We start from the raw sequence: 17468 nt of genomic DNA on the forward strand, positions 1-17468 counted from the left end.
TGTCAAACAAACACATTGAACAGTCTGCTCACTCTTCTCTTCAAGTCAGTCACTTGAATTACAGCACTCACAACATCATAATCAAAGAAATCAAAAAGCTCATAACAGTCAACAGTAACAGTAACAAGCAGTGCTTCATAATCAACAAGCTCACTGTTCTCAAAAAGCTTGAACAGATACAGAATAGAATTGTTTGAGATTGCAACTTTATTGAAGTATAATATCTTGTCAGCAACAGCAAAAAGCCCCTCCCAGCCCTGTCCCAGGGCTGAAGGCTGGAATGAGACAGCATTCAATGTTGCTGACTCTTCAGCATGCTGTAGAGAATATGCTAGCACAACATTGTCAACATTATCAATATCAACAATAATGTTCTGTTTACTGTTAATATTAATGTCTAAATACAACATATATCTGCAGTATATACACAAGTTTATAAGTTTTTTGTTAGTAAAAACAACAAAATTTATAAAGTTCAACACATACAAGTACTCATACAAGTAAGTGCTGAGGTGAGATAATGACTGAAAAAACAGACAGCAAACAGAACATGCATCACATTCTTGTTGATGACACTGCATTTGAAAAGTTTAAAACATTCAGACAACTTGTTTCACACAAGCTTGAGAGAAGAGTAAACAGCAGTGTACTACTTGATGCACTTATCAGTATAGCAGTTGAAAATTTTGAGAGCAGTGAAGAGCAAGTAATTAGTCACTTTGTCAGAGCACTGCAAAAGAGAAACAAAAAAATTGAAAAGAAAGAAGATGTCAATATTGATGAGCTCTTAAAGAAATTGAAAGAGTGATGATTGCACTTATAATCTAAAAAACAGAAAAGGAGGCATAACAAATGCCAAAATCAATAAAGTATACTGATGTGCCTGATTTTCCACTTCCCCAGGTCAAAACAATAAAAGGAAAGAAGATTGTGTATGACACAAAATTCACTGATGATGGGGATGTCATAATAGTAAACAATGATGTAATGAAGTTCTTAGAGCAGATACCAGACAATTTTGCCACACTTATTGTGACATCTCCCCCATATAATGTTGGAAAGCCCTATGAAGAAAGAAAAGAATTCAGAGACTATCTCAGTTGGATGGAAGAAGTTGCTGAAGAACTTGTGAGGATTCTAAAACCAGAGGGGAGTATTGCATGGGAAGTTGGAAACTACATAGAGAATAGGGAAGTGTTTCCACTGGATTACTATTTCTATCAAATATTCAAACAACATGGACTAAGACTCAGGAATAGGATAATATGGCATTTTGGGCATGGACTACATGCAAAATACAGATTTTCAGGGAGATATGAGACAATATTGTGGTTTACAAAGTCAGACAAGTATATCTTCAATCTTGATGCAGTCAGAGTTCCACAAAAATATCCAGGAAAAAGGGCATATAAAGGGCCAAAGAAAGGACAGCCATCTTCTAATCCCCTTGGTAAAAATCCTGGAGATGTCTGGGAGGTTGTTTTACAAGATTGGGAGAAGGAGATATGGTATATCCCAAATGTCAAAGCAAATCATCCAGAGAAGACTCCTCATCCAGCCCAATATCCAATTGAACTTGTTGAGAGAATTGTGCTAGCACTCTCAAATGAAGGAGACTGGGTTGTTGACCCATTTATGGGAGTTGGAAGCTCTCTAATAGCAGGAGTTCTTCATGATAGGAAGGTTGCTGGAGTTGACATCATCAAACAGTATTGTGATATAGCATATCAGAGAGTGATAGATGCACTGACTGGAAAACTCAAAAGAAGGCCATTAGGAAAACCAGTTTACACACCAACTGGGAGAGAAAAAGTTGCAAGACCTCCAGAAGAATGGCTTGTCCAGAGAAAAGAAAATAAAGAAAAAAATAAAAACATCCCCTCAACAATTCTAAACTGGGTTAACACTGAGGAGGGGACAAAATGAAAGTTGTTGGAAAGTTTTCATTAAAAAATGGGGAAGAAGTGCTTCAAGAAAAATATCCAGAGGCACTAAAAGAAATATATGAAATAATTGAATCAATAGATGCTGACAACTACAAAACAAAAGAGAGTAGAGAAAAAACAAAAGAGGGACAGATGCTATACAATCCAACAGAGCTTAACAAAGCATTCAAACAAAAGTTTATAGAGAAAGGATGGTCCCCATACAAAATTCCAATTAAATACTATAGAGAATACTATGTTAATGGTTATGAACCAACTATCAGTCTTAAAAATGCATACAGGGAGATGGACTTTGTAAAGAATAAGGTGGGAGTAGAAGTCCAATTTGGAAAGTATGCATTCATGGTTTATAATGTTGCTGCAAAAATGACAATATTTCACAATCTTGGAATTATTGATGTAGGGGTTGAAATTGTGCCTGTCAAAGAGATGCAAAAGTATATGTCCACAGGAGTATCATTTTTTGAGCAGTTTGTATGGGACTTAAAGAACAGGGGGGAAGCAAACATAGACATTCCTGTACTGGTCTTAGGAATACTACCAGATTCACTATACAACAAGAGAAAAAACAAGGCAATCAATGAATATCTCTAGCCCTTTTTTACTTTAATAAGTAGTTTGAACAGGGCCATCTGCACCTGTCCCTTGTCTCCAGTATCCACACCACCCCCAGCAAAAATTTTCAGAAAAATTTTGTGTTGGGGTGGGCTGGATGTCTCAGACAACAGACAGCTTCAGAGAGCTTCTTTTCAACTACTTGATTAAGTAATTTAGAAAATTTTTCAGTGTTTGTGGTGCTGAATATTGTAAAACATAAAGACTTGAGTGAAAAGCTTTCTGCCCTGTTTTGTAGTTTGTCAAGAATTGGAAAATATACAATATATTGGAAAATACACAAAAAACTCAGATGTAGAGTTTAATCCCAACCAGCTGCTTTTTTGAGTTATTAAACACTTCTTTCACCTTCTGTGTCTCCACAGCAACTGCTGATATCCTCTTTCCTTCATCTGTAACTTTTGTCTCCATTGTTTCACCATAGATTGCCTCTAAAATCTTCTTTAGCCAAACCTGGCTCAAATTGAACTTGTCCTGCAGGACTGGGAGTATGAAGTAGCTATACTGGTCTCTTTCAATGCTGTGTATGAAGTAGTTGTCTCTGATGGTTTCTGCAATCCTCTCTGCTCTTTTTGCCCCAAGGTTGACCCTTGTTCCTTCTTTCCTCAGTTCTCCTGCTGCTATCAGTTCATCAAGGTACTCTCTGAATATTTCTTTCAGTTTCCTCTGTTCTGCATCTGTCAAAGCAACAATATTTGTTCTGAACTTTTTCTCCAGACTATCAATTTCAAAACCATCAATAGGCATTTCTTTGAACACTTTCTCTTCAAAGAATTCTTTGACCATCTCTTTGAGCTCATTCTCTGTCTCTTTCATCAATCTAAGTATTTTTGTGGTCTGACTTACCAGCAGGAATGCTGTATCAAGTGTTTCCCTTGAAACTTCATCCTCTCTTCTGAGTGTTGATATAATGGTGATAATGTGTGTGAGATAGTTTATAAATCTGTAGCTGTCTTCTCTATTCTCCTTCTGCACAAATCTTGCTATTTCATTGATAATCTCTTTTCTCTTCAGTGATTTTAGTATTTTCTCTCTGTTGACAGTGTAGCTGTTGTATATCAGTATGTCCCTGATTAATCTGAGTGTTACAAGCTCTTTTGCTGTAATACTGTCTTCTGAGTCAATTGTTTGCTCTTTTCTGTCAAGAACACTGAGTATTTTCTCTGAGATGTCTTCAACTGTCTCTTCCTTGTCAAAGTCCCTGTCAAACAGGTCTGAATCCACAATTCCAAGCCTGTCAAGGGTACTGATGTGGTTTGTGACTTTTAAGAGCTCCTTGCTGATAAATTCTTTTATTATCTCTACCACACTGCTCTCATCACCACTGTAATAGCTCAGCTGCTTCTTTAGCTCTTCTTCACTGTAATTGCCCAGCAAGAGGAGATTTGGCCTTGTCTCATACTCTAAGTGCCTGCTGCTGTTTCCTAAAGTGATTGAAACCTTTCCTGAGCTCATCACTGTGTTTAAGGCTGTTATAACTTTCTTTTCAGCTTGTTCAAGCTTGTCAACTTCATCAATGACCAGAACTCCCTTATCAGCATTTTTTAGTAACCCAGTTCTCACCTCTTTTGTTTGGACATCCAAGCCTCCTAGGAGGCCTGGGACACTGATTCTTGAGCTGTCAGTGTATTTTACAGCTCTTGCAATCAGGGGAAGGTACTGTTGTGCTAGAGTAGTCTTCCCAGTGCCCTTTTTGCTGAGTAGGAGACTGTGAATCATTTCTTTGTTGTTAATGTAAGTGTTTTGTGCTAAAATCAAGTGTGTGAGCTTCATTCTGTAAATGAAGTCTTTCCTGTTTTTGTCTGCTTTGATGTGGGGAGCATAGTTTTCAATCATCCAATCAAGCAGTTCTGAACCATTCCTGAACTGTTTTAAGAATTCTCTTATCTCTTCTTCTCTTTCTTTTGTCAGTCTTGTTCTCTGCTCTTCTGTCTCTCTAATCTCTGTTATTAGCATTATGTAGTCTCTTTTCAGTGATTTTGAATTGTCATTCAAAGTGTACAGTATGCCCCAGAATTCTAATTCTGAGCCCAATCTATCTTTTATTTTGTTAATGAGATGGTTTGGAACAAGTGCACTCAAAACTGTATCAGTGTCAGCTAGCTCTACTTCTAAGAAGTTCTGTAGTATGTTCTCCTCTGAATTGGAGTTAATCCTTGCTTTTTCTGCTAGTTTTAGCTGGGGAGGCAGATTGTAGAAGATTTCTTGCTCTTCTGAGCTTATTCTAGCTTCATACTTGAAATAAACACTGATTGGTGTCATTTTCTTTGATAGGAGTGTTGCTCTAACTCTGACTGGCTTGTTGAGGAATTTGGTGGCATTACTCATTATTTCATTGAGGGTTAGTGTGGGGAAGTCTTCCTTCAAGTTGAGCTTAATTATGGTGACTGTTGGATACTTCCTGAACACTTCATTAATGAGCACATCATAGTCAATCTGAAAGAGTTCAGAGTAATCATTTGATAGTGGCTCTAAGTAAACAATACCAGACTTGCTTGAACCATAGTACCTGTAAGAGTACTTGACATCAAGGTCTTGAATAATCTCATCAGCAATGTCTTCAAAATCAATCTCCTCCTCACTGTTGCTGTTCTCTTTGTCAACAACTCTGACATAAGACTTTATTTTGCCCTCAAAGTCATAATTAGCCCCCAGTTCTTCTAGTTTTGACTTTATTTGTTGCAGTTTCTTGTTTACTGGCATTTTTGAGCTTTTGTATTTCACAAGTTTGTTGTAAAACAGGGCATTTTCAAACAGCTCAGTATTATTGATTTCCAGCAGCTCTATCAGTGCATCAAGCTCTTCTGTAACTTTTTTCAGCTTTTCTGTCAACTCTGTAACTGCTGTAATATCATTTGCTGCTTGTTTGAGTTTTTCTTGCAGTTCAGTGTATTTACTGAATATAGTCTTTAGTTCATCTACTGTCACTCTCATTCTTCATCCCCCCTTTCTGTTTTCAGTATGAGCTCAGCTGTGACTTTTCCTTGCTCTTCTTTCAGAATCAAGTCTCCTTTGAGCTCTTTTAAGTTGAATGTCTGCTGTAACAGTTGTATTATGCTTTTTGAGATTGTCAAATATATGTTATATTGTGTTTTACTGACTCTAGCTGTTATGTACAGTTTTGTGTTGTGATAATTGATTGTAAAGCTTATTTCACTGTTTTGTGGCTTCACAACACTGTGAGCTGGTATTGAAATGATGCCTGTGCCTGCATTGTTGATGTAAACTCTTCTGTTGCTGATTTTAACAATTGTTGTCTTTTCATCTTTTTTAACAACTTCTTCTTTAACTCTTCTCATACTCACCACCTATCTTAATATATATTAAAAACTACTTAGTGTTTTTATAAAGTTTGACAACAATAACTTCAAAATATTTGTACATAAATATGATAAATTAAACATATTACACAGCAACTTGTTAACAACTTGCTGATTTTAACATTATTATTCTATCTCACACTGATTTTAATCTGAGTTCTGCTGTGTACACTTCACACTTCTTTTTTATCACAAGCTCAGCACTAGTGTAACTGACACTGTATATACTTTTCAACAAGTTAAGCACTGTGTTGTGCTCACTCAAGTCAATGTAAGTGCTGTTATTGTCTCTAACAATATTACAGCATGCTTCAAACAACACTCTGTCACTGTCAGCAATCTTTAACTTTAGTAGAATCTTCTTTGCATCAATCTTAACACTCTCATGCAGTTTTATCTTGCACTCTCTCAGCACTGCATGTTGTGCATACAGTGTGTACTCTTCATCTTCAGTCAGCAGTCTGTACACTTCAACATGCATAATCACTCACCAGCAAGCTTGTCTGCAGTCTTGAAGACTACAGCTTTTTCTTTCTGTACATTCTTTGTGTAGTTTGTTAGTTCTCTTGTCTCACTGCAGTGTTTTATTACAGTGTCAGCAAATATACTGAACAGTTTTATAACAAACAGTGCTTCTTCTGCTGTTGCAAATTTGCTCTCAGCAAGCCTTCTCAGCAAATTAATTGTTTCTGCTAGTCTTGTCTGTTTCAAACTAATCTCAAAATACTTTTTGTATGTTGTTATAGTTTGTGTTGTATTGTTGTAATATATTATTGTCTTTTCAATCTCAATTTGCTGTTGTTTTATGAAGAAGTATACTTCACTGTGTTTGTTTGTCACTGCATCTAGTTTCTTATCAGTGTAAACTGTGAATGCAAAATAGTCAGCACTGTTCTTGCTGTAAAGAAGTTGATATTTTGCATTTTCTGTCTCAACATCAATATGCTTCAACTCTTCATTAGCAACTGTGCTTTCAAACACTTGCAGTTTTACACTCATCTTTATCATCACATATAATATACAACAGTTTCTACTTAGTGTAAAATAAAAAAGTGAGTCACTGTGCTCTGATAATCATTATTGCTGTTCTGTCACTGTGAAGCTCAATGTCAGCAACAGCATCTTCCCCAGCCTCTTTTTTGATGATTCTTGTGATTGGGGCTGGAATAAATATGAATCTGTACTTGTAACTGCTGTTCTTCACTTTTCTGTCTGTCTTTCTGCTTTTTGCAATCAAGCTGAATGTTCTCACTATCTTGTTGTTTTTTGTTATTATAATTGTCAAGTCAATCTCTTCTTCATCTCCCCAGCCCCAGCTCTCAATAATCTCTTCTATCTGCTGCTGAATGTATATTTGTGCTGTGTCACTTGCTTCTGTTGTGTACAATCTCCTGTTTCTTACAACAACAGTTTCATAATCAGTCATCTCAATCACTCAATATGATATTATAGTAAAACACACTTAGTGTAAATTGAAAAAATGAATGTGCTTACTGCACAAGCATCACTTCTTCACACTCCACTGCATTTTGAGATTGCTATCAACTATTCTTGTTTTTGCAGTGTCATCAACATTGTAAATTATGCTAACATCACTCAGTGCACTTCTAAGCACACTCAAGATAATGTCATCAGCACTTTGTATAACTGTAGTATCAACAGCACTGCTCTTCTTTGTGACTTGTTTTTTGATTTTATCAATCTTAAAGTGAAGCCCATTCCTGACTGCAATCACAGTAACAATCTCTTCTTGTATAGTGTTGCTGAAAATGTGTGCAATCTTCAGCTCAACAGTCATTAAGTTGTCAATGATGCTGAATTCAGCAGTCACATACAGCACATAGCCTCTGCACTGTTTAGCTAGCTCAGTGAACAGCTGCCTCAGCTTCTTGTTCTGCCTCATGCCCTCAGTAAAAGCCCTGCTCAAACCCTGTGCAGGGCTGAGGACTGGAAGCTCATTTGCAGTTCTAACAACTTCAGCCTGCATACACACCACCTGCACTTGATTTGTATTCAATACTTATAAATTTTGCCTTTTTGAATACAATATTTGATTAAATATATTAGAACCATTGTATTCAATCATCAAAAAGTTTATAAGCAATAAAAGACAGCAATGAGTGATGCAAAATGTCAGATGTAAACAGTGTGAAAGACAGCATTGATGTTGAAGAGTTCAAGAGAACATTCAAACAGAGAAAGCAGTTTGCAATACATGCTGACACTGCCTTAGTGCTTGAGCAGTTCACTGCAGAGCTTGAAGATGAGCTGTCAGTTAATCTAACACACAGTGACACTATATACTCTGTTCTAACAGCACTGAAAGCAAGAACTGATGAAGAAGTAATGATTGTGATATATGCAACTGCACTAGCACACAAAACAATAAGATTCAACATTGACAGTGTAACAAATAAAAAAGAGCTTTTTGAGCTGATTGACAGAGTAACAAGAAACAGAGAACTCTTCATTGAAATATACAAGTATGCTGAAGCTTTTAAGCATTATAGTGATGATATTGAATATCTGCAGAAGAGAGCAAAAGAAGTCATTGATTTAATTGAGAAGTGTGAAGACAGTTTGTTTAAAGATTTTGAGATTGCAATTGTCAACATCTTCAAAAAATCACTTGCTGGCAAGTTTAATGAAGTCAACAGAATAAAAGACATCAAGAAACTGAAAAAGTTCTTGTTGATGCTGTCAGAGAACAAAATCAAAATGAAGAGCAGAACTAAGCAAAAAACAACAACTGACATCAGCAAGTTGCTTGAAGAGCTGATGAGGGATTCTAAAGTTGTGCTTAAACAAGAAGAGACTGAGTTAAAAAATAGTGAAGTAAGCAAGTCAGACTGACTTGCTCTGAATCTTCTTTACTTCATTTGCTGTGAGCAGTTTGAATATTATGTTGTTCTGTAAATTAAATACAATTGCAGACTCATACTGTCTGAACAGCTCAGTCAACAGTGAAGTGAATATGATGCACTTCTTGTTCTTGTTGTTGTGAAGTCTGAAATTGTGTGTGAGCACAATTCTATTGTCAATCATAAAGAGAATTGTTATCTCATCTTCATCAGCAATTTTAAGTTTTTTGAGCTGTGTGTTAGTGAAGCAGACAGTTATTTGCTGTTTATTATCAGTGTGTAGTTTAACAAGAACTGCATCAATAAGCTGTGAGTTTATTCTTACTCTCATCTCACATCACCTCAACATTCAAGCTTTTTGCAAGTTGAAACAGATTAAATCTCTCATCATCAACAACTGTCTTTGTTTTTGACTGTTCTGCATTCTCTTCTCTACTACTTCTTGTTTTGTAGTTGACAATATCATCAGTGTCATTATCAATCTGCTCTGTTTCTCTGATGATTATTATATTGTTAGCAAACTTGTATACATCAGCACTCTTTGTTGTGATTATGAAATGCAAATCTTTGACTCTAACAAGCACAACATCATCTGTTTGCTTCAGAGCAAGCTCTGCAAGGACTGGTTCCCCCTTGAGGGGGAACCAAATCACTGCAACTGCATTTCTAAAATCTCCTAGCCAGTCTTTTGTTAAAATGAGTGCTTTGTAGTCATTGTGAACTGTAGACTTTGCTCTTTTCACAATCATCTCAATCACTCACATATAATATACAACAGTTTCTACTTAGTGTAAATTGAAAAAATGAAGATGATAGTGTGCAATCATCTTCTTAATATTTTGATTAAATACTTGTTTTCATCAACAAGCACAACTGTTTCACTGTTTTTAACTAGTTTGAGCTTGTGTGCAACTGCAAGCTCTGTGAAGTACTTCAACAGCACAACATCTCTTGTGTTCTCAATGCTCTGTCCCCTGCTCAAATCAGCAAGAATGACTTTGATTGTGCTGATTCTAAATTTTTTAAGTGCTTTTGTGTAAGCTCTTGCAAAAGCAAGTGCTCTGTTCTCAGTTCTACTGTATTCAAGTGAGTAGAGCCTCCAGAATTCATTAAAAAACTCATTCAGCTGTTTTTCAATCTCAATATTTTGCACTTGCATCTTCATCATCAATATAATAAAGTGTGTTTTGTGCTTAGTGTTTTTCAATTTACACTAAGTAGAATTGACTGCATATTTTAGTGATGATGAAGATGCAAGAAGAAAGACAAGCTGTGCAAGCTGATTTTTATGATGACTACAGAAGCTTGAGAAAAAAGCTGATTGAGCTGTACAATAAGAGTTTGAGTGAGCTTGTGACTGATGTGAGAGTTTACACTGATGTTAAAGCTTTTCAGCAGTTTATATTGCAATATCAGCAACAGATTATGAATGTAAGCAATGTGATAGAGTTTATTGATGCAACAGTAAACACTTTTCTAAACAGTGCTTACAGTTATGATATGATTGACAGCACCCAGAAAAAACAAGCTGTTGCAATCACTGATTTAGCAAGCTGTCCATTCTACAGCCTCATCAAGAAATTTCTAGTTGTTACAGGCCACAAAAAAGAAATTGAGCATTATTCAGACAGATTTAGTTTTGCACAAAATGTGCATGAGATAATGAACATCTCAGCAAAACTTGCAAAGAGTCTCAACAGCCAGTTCAAGTTTGATTCAGAGGTTTGGATGGCTATGAAGCTCAGTTCTGGCTATTGGCTTGTTGGGAGGGCTGATTTAGTTGATTTTGACAACAACATTGTTGTTGACATAAAGACATTCAAGTCACAAAAAATTGACAAACTTGATGACAATACAATCAAGCTCTTCAACAATGCAATCAATCAACTGACACTGTATATGACTGCTTTGAGCTTGCAGAGCAATCTGCTGTGGAGGGGCTACATATACTTCATCATACAGTCTTTTGACAGCAGAAAAGCATACACAGATGTCAGATTTGTCAACTATAATGTTAGCAGAGCAAAACTGCTTCTTGCAGTTGCAAACATTCTCAATATCATTTTTACTGATGATAAAGAACAACTGCTAAGAAACATTTTCCTGCTCTACAATGTACTGAGAAAGGTTTTTGGACAAGGAGAGCAAAAGATATGGGGGGATTTCTGTAAATTCTGTCCCTTCAACCCCTTCTCAAGAAGATACAAGCTGAGAAAGGAGAAAAGTGAAAATGAGCAGAGAGGACTGTTTACCTGCCCAATCCCCATCTTGCTTGAGAAGAGGCTCCCAGGGAAGCACATAGAGTTCAGAGAGAGTATAAGAGTTCTTAAAACTCTCAATATTCAAATTGAAGGTTTGTGAGGTGAGAAGATGTGGCTTGCAGGCATTTACAATGTTGACATAGTGAACAGAGTTATATATCTTCAGTACAGCACTTTTCACTACTTGAACAGACTGCAGAGAAAAGTTGTGTTTGCTGATTTAGACAACAGAGAGCACTTAGTTGAAAGCAGCCAGATTTCAGTCTCTTTTCTAAACTTCAATAATCAGTCTTTTGTTACACTCAGACTCCTGCCCTTCTTTTTCTTCACAAACAGAGTTGCAATTGAAGTTTATTCAGACAAAATACTGTTCAGAGACTTTAACACAGTCAGATTTGATGTGATTGAAAACATGCAGAAAAAAGAATTTGAGTTCCCTGATGCCCCAGTGCTTGTAGCTGGGGCATCTATTGAGTTAAAACTCACAGGAAAAGCTAGAAAAGCTGTAAAGAAATTGTAAGACTTTAGAGCACTATAGCTCATCAAGAACAAGTGAGAGCACTTTGCTCTTGCTTGCAACTACTCTCATAAAGTCATCATCATCCCAATCCTCAAACTTTTTCACTAGTTTATAGTATTCTTTTGCACAGCTTATGTTATACTCTTCAAACTTTTTTGCATAATCTATAAGTTTCATTATAACAAGTTTCTTGAGATTTTTCAAGTAAGAAACTGCTTCATTGACACTTATGTCTACTTCATACAACATATATTTGACATGATTGTATCTTCTCTCATAAACTTTTTTTGCACTGTCCCAGTGCAAAATCAAGATATCAGGCACAAACAGCCTTCTTCTGCCAAACATGCCCAGGTCAATGGCTGCTTCAAGCTTTACTGGATAATAATCATAGATTTGAGTTGATAGCATAACAAAATTCTTGTTCTCAAGTACATAGCTGTGTAAGTCATCTGCAAGATAAAAACAGCATTCTCTTGTCTTGACAAAGACTCTGATGACATCATTTGCTTTGTCTTTGACTGCATAGACAGCAAACCTGCCTTTCAGCTTGTTCATTAGCTTCTTAACATTGACATCATTACTCTTCATCATCACCACCTCAACAATATATAATGTAAAAACTACTTAGCATAAATTAAAAAATGAGAGCAGTTTTGTGTCTCTAAGTATAGACTTCATTGCACTGTCATACAGTTCTCGCATTGCTATTATGTACTTGTATTCCTCTCTCTTGTTCCTGTTGTCAAAAATCTCTTCAATCCTGTTCTTGATTTGGTCATAATGTCTGTCAACAATCTCTTTTGAGTGGCCAGCTGTCAAATTCTCTAGTTTTTCAAAAACATCAGTCATCATAACTGCTTTTAAGTATTTGAAGTTTGTAGCATAACTGTCTCTCAAAGCACTCATCTTCAAGTCAATGTTGTTTCTTCTTAGTATTTGTGTTATTCTTGTCTTGTTTGAGTCTCTGAACACTCTCAGCTTTCTGTCAAACAGAAAATCATCTGCATTCTTGCTGTACTTGTTGATGATGTAAACAAGAATGTCTCTGACTTCTTCAGTGAAAAAGAACACTCTAGCATAGTATTTTTTGCTGTATAGTTTTCTGACAAGGCCAACTCTGTTTTCAAGGTCAATGTCCTTCACTTTCAGCCTAGCAGCTTCTGAAAACCTCAGTCCAGTCACATACATCAATGCAACAAGTGCAACAATCTCTTCTCTTTCTTGTTCAGTTAACTTGTCAAGTTCATAGATTCTTTTGAGCATCTCAGCAACTTCTTGAGCACTATAGAATTCTCCCTGGCCATTTTTTGCTGAAACTCCCCCTGTTTCAAGATTTTTTATGAAATTATATGCTCTCCTGTCCCCTAGAAACTTGATAAAGTATTTCAAGTGAGTTTTGTATCTTTGCAGTGTGTTTTTGCTGTACTGCTTCTTTTCAAGCTCTGTGAAGAACTTGAAGATTGAGTCTTCATCAATCACAAGCTTGTTCTTCTCAACAAATTCAATGAACTTTCTGATGTGTGAATAAGCTATCAAAATGTCTTTTATGAGCTTCTCCTCACCATTCTTGAATCTATTCTCTCTCACAAGCTTTTTGAACTCTTCAAATGTCTTAATGTCAGTTCTGTTGTAGTTTTCAATCAGTCTCTTTCTTGTGATGTAGTCAATGTACTCACTGAATTCTCTTCTCAGCTCAGCATAATAATCACTTCTTACTTGCACTGACTGCTTGTGTGTCTTCTTCTGTTGCTTTGTTTTATTATTGTTGTTCACAACAGCACTGCTGTTGTGTTTTATATTTTTGCTCAGCAGGACACCGCTGAGCTTGTCTGCTCTGCTGAGAATGCTGCTCAAGTCAAAACTTTCAGTGTTGTTGTTTCTAGAGTATGATGAAGTTGCTTGCTGAAGAAGATTGTTCTTTAAAGTGTTGAACTGCTCAAACAGTCTTATCATCTTCTGTACTTTTACATCAGCAAGCTCAAACACTGTTTTGATGTTAAGCTTCAGCAGTGCTCTTGCTTCATCACTATCAACTCTGAAGATGTAGAAGTTGTTTGTCTTTTTTGCTGTGAGTGTTGTAAGAAGCACATTGTTAACATACACTTTACACACAATTTTATCATCAACACTCAAGTTAAATTTATTGTTTAAGAGCTTGACTGCATCTTCTAGCTCTACAAGCTTGCTTGCACTTATTTTTATTGCATACATTCTTGCTGTCTTGATTATTTTCTTGTTGTACTTCTTTCTCAAAACAAGCTGTTTGTTGATGACAAGCTGTGCAATGTTATCAGCTGTTTCAAAGTCAGTATCAAGAGCAGCTGCAATCTTATTGACAAGCATATTGTACAGTCTGTTTATTTTAGCATGTGTGTAAGTGCTTAGTTGCACAGTATCAGTGCCCATCAACACCACACCACCAGCTGCTGCTTTTGTATTCAGTACTTATAAATTTTGTCTTTTTAATATAATCTATTTTTTATGAAATGTTTGTATTCATTTTGCATTCACATCACACTCATGCTTTATTCATACTGTTATAACTGTTATATATTAGAAGTCAAAGCTGACAATTTTTGCTAGAAACTGTTGTTTTTGTGTGTTTTGTGTTGTTTTTTCTGTTAAAAATGTTCCAGACTCATCATCCCGGCGGGAGTTGGTCCTGGGGGTTAATAATGTTATCCAGGTCAGGGGCCTCACTGGGATGCCCCACAGCAGTTATATCAACTTTTACAAACACAATTGAAAGCGTGCCAAATATATGAGATTATGTCCATATTATACTTCACAAACCTTAAAACCTATGAGGTTCATAACCATTAACGTTAAAGTACACTGACGTCAGTAAACGTGGCACAAGGCATCTATATGCACTAGAATGGACTTATATGGAGGGTACCTCAATGAGTATGTTGGTGGACTTTATCAACTGGCTGGATGGGGAAGTCTGGGGCCTGCCAATGATAGTGCTACTGGTGGGCACGGGACTTTTCCTGACAATAATACTGAGGGCAATTCAGTTCCGGCGTCTGGGGTGGTCAATAAGGTTCACCCTCTTCGAGGGCAGGAAGAAAGGCGGCGAGGGGGACATCACCCCGTTCCAGGCGCTGATGGCAACGATATCTGGAACCGTCGGTATTGGAAACATCGCCGGTGTCGCAACCGCAATCCACTACGGTGGCCCCGGAGCCCTCTTCTGGATGTGGGTCACTGCCCTGGTCGGCATGGCCACCAGATATTCCGAGGGTCTTCTCGGTGTTGCGTTCAGGGACAAACTGCCGGACGGAACGATGATAGGCGGAACCTTCAACTTCCTTGAGAAGGGCTTCGCCATGGAGAACATCCCCAAGACAGGCAAGTACATAGCCTCGATATTCACGCTCCTCTTTGCAGTGTTCATAGGATACTCGGCTACAGGCTTCAGCGGTGCGCTTCAGGTCGGTGCAATAATAGTGGCAATCCTCTTTGCGATACTTGGGCTGTTCCTGCTCAAGGACGACGCGTATCCAACGCTTGGAAAGGTTCTTGCAGTGCTGTTTGCAGTATTCGCGGCCATAGCGGCCTTCGGTATAGGCAACATGACCCAGTCCAACTCGGTCGCGGATGCAGTCAACACCGCATTCAACGTTCCAACATGGGTATCCGGCGCCATACTGGCAATACTGACTTTCATAGTCGTCATAGGGGGTATCAAGAGGATCGGTGAAGTCGCCGAGATGCTTGTGCCCTTCATGGCAATAATATATTTCCTCTTCGCCATAGGCGTCTGGATCAAGTTTGCAGGAAAGCTGCCGTCAGCGTTTGCATTGATATTCCAGGACGCGTTCACAGGAAAGGCCGTCGCCGGTGGGGCAATAGGCCAGGTAATCCTCTGGGGTGTCAAGAGGGGACTGTTCTCCAACGAAGCTGGCCTCGGTACGGCAACCCTCGCTCACGCCGCGGCCAAGACGGATCACCCGTCGAGGCAGGCTCACGTTGCAATGCTCGGCCCGTTCATCGACACCCTGATAATCTGTACCCTCACCGGTGTCTCCATCGTTGTTACGGAAGCCTACAGCCTGTATCCTGACCTCAACGGTGCACCGCTGACCCAGGCAGCCTTCGCCGCCGCCTTCGGACACGCGGGAGAGATAATGGTCGCCATAGGCATCATACTCTTCGCCTACTCGACCATACTCGCCTGGTCTTTCTACGGCAGGCAGAACGTCATGTACCTCGCCAAGTGGCTTGAGCAAGACCCGGAGAAGTTCGCAAGGCTCTACCCGAGGCTTCACCTCGTCTACAACCTGCTCTTCGTCGTCTTCATCTACATCGGCGCCGTAACGAAGCTGGAGACCGTCTGGACGTTCTCCGACATGATGAACGGGCTGATGGCGATACCGAACCTCATAGGCCTGCTTGTGCTGTTCTGGTTCGTCAGGGAAAAGACGGACGAGTTCGTCGCGGCCAACCCGTGACCTTTTCGTTTTTTCTCTTTAGCATCCCGGGGCGATAGCTATGTCTTCTGAGTATCCGCGAATAGTTGTCACTCCACCCGGCCCAAAGGCCAGAGAACTGATAGAGAGGGAAAAAAGGGTCATCTCGCCGGGTCTCGGCGTCAAGCTCTTCCCCGTTGTCCCTGAAAGGGGCTACGGGGCACTGATAGAGGATGTCGACGGCAACGTCTTCATAGACTTCCTGGCCGGAGCGGCGGCGGCTTCAACCGGCTACGCCCACCCAAGACTCGTAGAGGAGGTTCAGGAGCAGGTCGCAAAGATACAGCACTCAATGATAGGCTACACGTACAGCAAAAGGGCGATCGAAGTGGCAGAGATACTTGCGGAGAGGGCCCCAATCGGAGACCCCCTGATCCTGTTCGGACTGAGCGGGAGCGACGCGATGGATCTGACGATTAAGGTGGCTCGCTTTGCAACGAGGAAGCCGTGGCTCATAGCTTTCATAGGTGCCTATCACGGACAGACTTACGGGGCGACCTCGATAGCGGCCTTCCAGAGCTCTCAGAAGAGGGGGCTCTCCCCGCTCGTCCCAAACGTCGTGTGGGTGCCTTACCCGAACCCCTACCGGAACGTCTGGGGAATAAACGGCTACGAAGAGCCAGACGAACTGATAAACCGCTTCCTAGACTATCTTGAGGGCTACATCTTCGCCCACGTGATCCCGCCGGACGAGACCGCCGTCCTCATCGCCGAGCCAATACAGGGAGACGCAGGCATTGTAGTCCCTCCCGAGAACTTTTTCATTGAGCTCAAAAAGCTCCTCGACGAGCATGGAATACTTCTGGCTATGGACGAGGTGCAGACCGGAATAGGAAGAACCGGGAAGTGGTTCGCGAGCGAGTGGTTTGGGGTCGAGCCGGACCTGATAGTCTTCGGAAAGGGGGTTGCCAGCGGCATGGGCCTCAGCGGTGTCATCGGGAGAAGGGAACTGATGGAAGGACTTACAAGCGGGTCGGCGCTCCTCACCCCAGCTGCCAACCCGGTGATTTCAGCTGCAGCCTACGCGACGTTAAAGATAATCGAGGAGGAAGACCTGCTCGGCAACGCCCTCCGCGTCGGGGAGTTCATCAAGGCACGCCTGAGGGAGATAGGGGAGGAGTACGAGGTCATCGGCGACGTCAGAGGGAAGGGTCTCATGATAGGAGCGGAGATCGTAAAGCCCGATGGAAAGCCCGACCCCGAGCTGACGGGCAAGATATGCTGGCGCGCCTTTGAACTCGGCCTCATCCTGCCGAGCTATGGCATGTTCGGCAACGTCATCAGGATAACACCGCCGCTCGTGATAACCGAGGAGCTGGCGGAGAGGGGCTTAGAGATAATGGAGACCGCATTGAAGGACGCGCTGGCTGGCAAGGTGACCCACAGGGTCGTGACGTGGCATTGAGTACCTCGGGATTCTTTTCAATATTTTTTCATCCGCTAACCATTTAAGCTGTGGGTCAGACA

At 39.8% G+C, this 17468-nt stretch carries 20 protein-coding genes; 8 read left to right on the forward strand and 12 right to left on the reverse strand.

Annotation, left to right across the window (positions count from 1 at the left end; all coding sequences use genetic code 11):
- Positions 1-2 precede the first annotated feature (2 nt).
- On the reverse strand, positions 3-410 hold the full coding sequence (locus tag ACZ5M3_RS04740; RefSeq protein WP_464840507.1) for a hypothetical protein: 408 nt from the start codon (positions 408-410) through the stop codon (positions 3-5).
- 110 nt (positions 411-520) lie between these two features.
- On the opposite strand from ACZ5M3_RS04740, the gene ACZ5M3_RS04745 reads away from it, so the two are divergent.
- The 3 genes from ACZ5M3_RS04745 to ACZ5M3_RS04755 are packed head-to-tail and all read left to right on the forward strand — an operon-like array spanning position 521 to position 2540.
- Positions 521-808, forward strand: a complete 288-nt coding sequence (locus tag ACZ5M3_RS04745; RefSeq protein WP_464840508.1) for a hypothetical protein — start codon at positions 521-523, stop codon at positions 806-808.
- 44 nt (positions 809-852) lie between these two features.
- A complete protein-coding gene (locus ACZ5M3_RS04750) occupies positions 853-1926 on the forward strand; it encodes a DNA-methyltransferase (protein ID WP_464840509.1) in 1074 nt (357 codons plus the stop codon).
- Positions 1923-2540 carry a BglII/BstYI family type II restriction endonuclease gene (locus ACZ5M3_RS04755; RefSeq protein ID WP_464840510.1) on the forward strand — a complete coding sequence of 206 codons (618 nt, stop codon included), beginning with the start codon at positions 1923-1925 and terminating at the stop codon, positions 2538-2540. Before ACZ5M3_RS04750 ends, ACZ5M3_RS04755 begins: the two co-directional genes overlap by 4 nt.
- A 309-nt stretch (positions 2541-2849) precedes the next feature.
- Here the strand turns inward: ACZ5M3_RS04755 and ACZ5M3_RS04760 are convergent, their stop codons facing one another.
- From ACZ5M3_RS04760 to ACZ5M3_RS04785, 6 genes are all read right to left on the reverse strand, one after another.
- A complete protein-coding gene (locus tag ACZ5M3_RS04760) occupies positions 2850-5495 on the reverse strand; it encodes an AAA family ATPase (protein WP_464840511.1) in 2646 nt (881 codons plus the stop codon).
- Positions 5492-5860 carry a hypothetical protein gene (locus tag ACZ5M3_RS04765; RefSeq protein WP_464840512.1) on the reverse strand — a complete coding sequence of 123 codons (369 nt, stop codon included), beginning with the start codon at positions 5858-5860 and terminating at the stop codon, positions 5492-5494. Before ACZ5M3_RS04765 ends, ACZ5M3_RS04760 begins: the two co-directional genes overlap by 4 nt.
- A 157-nt stretch (positions 5861-6017) precedes the next feature.
- Positions 6018-6362: a hypothetical protein gene (locus ACZ5M3_RS04770; RefSeq protein WP_464840513.1), complete on the reverse strand. Its 345-nt coding sequence runs from the start codon at positions 6360-6362 to the stop codon at positions 6018-6020.
- Between the two features lie 2 nt (positions 6363-6364).
- Positions 6365-6889 (reverse strand): hypothetical protein, encoded by a 525-nt coding sequence (locus ACZ5M3_RS04775; RefSeq protein WP_464840514.1) that lies wholly within the window; start codon positions 6887-6889, stop codon positions 6365-6367.
- Positions 6890-6938: 49 nt separating this feature from the next.
- Positions 6939-7307, reverse strand: coding sequence for a hypothetical protein (locus tag ACZ5M3_RS04780; RefSeq protein ID WP_464840515.1), 369 nt, complete (start codon positions 7305-7307; stop codon positions 6939-6941).
- A 78-nt stretch (positions 7308-7385) separates the two neighbouring features.
- Positions 7386-7877: a hypothetical protein gene (locus tag ACZ5M3_RS04785; protein ID WP_464840516.1), complete on the reverse strand. Its 492-nt coding sequence runs from the start codon at positions 7875-7877 to the stop codon at positions 7386-7388.
- 134 nt (positions 7878-8011) lie between these two features.
- On the opposite strand from ACZ5M3_RS04785, the gene ACZ5M3_RS04790 reads away from it, so the two are divergent.
- A complete protein-coding gene (locus ACZ5M3_RS04790; protein ID WP_464840517.1) occupies positions 8012-8734 on the forward strand; it encodes a hypothetical protein in 723 nt (240 codons plus the stop codon).
- On the opposite strand, the gene ACZ5M3_RS04795 is transcribed toward ACZ5M3_RS04790, so the two are convergent.
- From ACZ5M3_RS04795 to ACZ5M3_RS04805, 3 genes are all read right to left on the reverse strand, one after another.
- Positions 8726-9073, reverse strand: coding sequence for a hypothetical protein (locus ACZ5M3_RS04795; RefSeq protein ID WP_464840518.1), 348 nt, complete (start codon positions 9071-9073; stop codon positions 8726-8728). The genes ACZ5M3_RS04790 and ACZ5M3_RS04795 overlap by 9 nt on opposite strands.
- A 1-nt stretch (position 9074) precedes the next feature.
- Entirely contained in the window at positions 9075-9500 is a 426-nt protein-coding gene (locus tag ACZ5M3_RS04800; RefSeq protein ID WP_464840519.1) for a hypothetical protein, read from the reverse strand.
- A 65-nt stretch (positions 9501-9565) separates the two neighbouring features.
- On the reverse strand, positions 9566-9910 hold the full coding sequence (locus ACZ5M3_RS04805) for a hypothetical protein (protein WP_464840520.1): 345 nt from the start codon (positions 9908-9910) through the stop codon (positions 9566-9568).
- A gap of 74 nt (positions 9911-9984) precedes the next feature.
- On the opposite strand from ACZ5M3_RS04805, the gene ACZ5M3_RS04810 reads away from it, so the two are divergent.
- Together ACZ5M3_RS04810 and ACZ5M3_RS04815 are read left to right on the forward strand one after the other, a co-directional pair.
- A complete protein-coding gene (locus ACZ5M3_RS04810) occupies positions 9985-11103 on the forward strand; it encodes a PD-(D/E)XK nuclease family protein (RefSeq protein WP_464840521.1) in 1119 nt (372 codons plus the stop codon).
- A 9-nt stretch (positions 11104-11112) separates the two neighbouring features.
- A complete protein-coding gene (locus ACZ5M3_RS04815; RefSeq protein ID WP_464840522.1) occupies positions 11113-11523 on the forward strand; it encodes a hypothetical protein in 411 nt (136 codons plus the stop codon).
- Positions 11524-11535: 12 nt separating this feature from the next.
- Here the strand turns inward: ACZ5M3_RS04815 and ACZ5M3_RS04820 are convergent, their stop codons facing one another.
- Entirely contained in the window at positions 11536-12120 is a 585-nt protein-coding gene (locus ACZ5M3_RS04820) for a hypothetical protein (RefSeq protein ID WP_464840523.1), read from the reverse strand.
- 30 nt (positions 12121-12150) lie between these two features.
- A complete protein-coding gene (locus tag ACZ5M3_RS04825) occupies positions 12151-13932 on the reverse strand; it encodes a tyrosine-type recombinase/integrase (protein ID WP_464840727.1) in 1782 nt (593 codons plus the stop codon).
- A 497-nt stretch (positions 13933-14429) separates the two neighbouring features.
- Here ACZ5M3_RS04825 and ACZ5M3_RS04830 point away from each other — a divergent pair, with 497 nt between their 5' ends.
- The gene (locus tag ACZ5M3_RS04830; protein ID WP_464840524.1) at positions 14430-15983 is read left to right on the forward strand and encodes an alanine/glycine:cation symporter family protein; all 1554 of its coding nucleotides are present in this window, start codon (positions 14430-14432) and stop codon (positions 15981-15983) included.
- A 40-nt stretch (positions 15984-16023) separates the two neighbouring features.
- The gene (locus tag ACZ5M3_RS04835; protein ID WP_464840525.1) at positions 16024-17406 is read left to right on the forward strand and encodes an acetyl ornithine aminotransferase family protein; all 1383 of its coding nucleotides are present in this window, start codon (positions 16024-16026) and stop codon (positions 17404-17406) included.
- Positions 17407-17468: the final 62 nt, after the last annotated feature.

The sequence above is a fragment of the Thermococcus coalescens genome, assembly GCF_055392585.1.

Excerpts from the sequence above, each read along its gene's own strand:
- ACZ5M3_RS04740 (WP_464840507.1), bottom strand. The coding sequence starts at position 410 with ATGTTGTATTTAGACATTAATATTAACAGTAAACAGAACATTATTGTT.
- ACZ5M3_RS04745 (WP_464840508.1), top strand. The coding sequence starts at position 521 with ATGACTGAAAAAACAGACAGCAAACAGAACATGCATCACATTCTTGTT.
- ACZ5M3_RS04750 (WP_464840509.1), top strand. The coding sequence starts at position 853 with ATGCCAAAATCAATAAAGTATACTGATGTGCCTGATTTTCCACTTCCC.
- ACZ5M3_RS04755 (WP_464840510.1), top strand. The coding sequence starts at position 1,923 with ATGAAAGTTGTTGGAAAGTTTTCATTAAAAAATGGGGAAGAAGTGCTT.
- ACZ5M3_RS04760 (WP_464840511.1), bottom strand. The coding sequence starts at position 5,495 with ATGAGAGTGACAGTAGATGAACTAAAGACTATATTCAGTAAATACACT.
- ACZ5M3_RS04765 (WP_464840512.1), bottom strand. The coding sequence starts at position 5,860 with ATGAGAAGAGTTAAAGAAGAAGTTGTTAAAAAAGATGAAAAGACAACA.
- ACZ5M3_RS04770 (WP_464840513.1), bottom strand. The coding sequence starts at position 6,362 with ATGCATGTTGAAGTGTACAGACTGCTGACTGAAGATGAAGAGTACACA.
- ACZ5M3_RS04775 (WP_464840514.1), bottom strand. The coding sequence starts at position 6,889 with ATGATAAAGATGAGTGTAAAACTGCAAGTGTTTGAAAGCACAGTTGCT.
- ACZ5M3_RS04780 (WP_464840515.1), bottom strand. The coding sequence starts at position 7,307 with ATGACTGATTATGAAACTGTTGTTGTAAGAAACAGGAGATTGTACACA.
- ACZ5M3_RS04790 (WP_464840517.1), top strand. The coding sequence starts at position 8,012 with ATGTCAGATGTAAACAGTGTGAAAGACAGCATTGATGTTGAAGAGTTC.
- ACZ5M3_RS04795 (WP_464840518.1), bottom strand. The coding sequence starts at position 9,073 with ATGAGAGTAAGAATAAACTCACAGCTTATTGATGCAGTTCTTGTTAAA.
- ACZ5M3_RS04805 (WP_464840520.1), bottom strand. The coding sequence starts at position 9,910 with ATGATGAAGATGCAAGTGCAAAATATTGAGATTGAAAAACAGCTGAAT.
- ACZ5M3_RS04810 (WP_464840521.1), top strand. The coding sequence starts at position 9,985 with ATGATGAAGATGCAAGAAGAAAGACAAGCTGTGCAAGCTGATTTTTAT.
- ACZ5M3_RS04815 (WP_464840522.1), top strand. The coding sequence starts at position 11,113 with ATGTGGCTTGCAGGCATTTACAATGTTGACATAGTGAACAGAGTTATA.
- ACZ5M3_RS04825 (WP_464840727.1), bottom strand. The coding sequence starts at position 13,932 with ATGGGCACTGATACTGTGCAACTAAGCACTTACACACATGCTAAAATA.
- ACZ5M3_RS04830 (WP_464840524.1), top strand. The coding sequence starts at position 14,430 with ATGAGTATGTTGGTGGACTTTATCAACTGGCTGGATGGGGAAGTCTGG.
- ACZ5M3_RS04835 (WP_464840525.1), top strand. The coding sequence starts at position 16,024 with ATGTCTTCTGAGTATCCGCGAATAGTTGTCACTCCACCCGGCCCAAAG.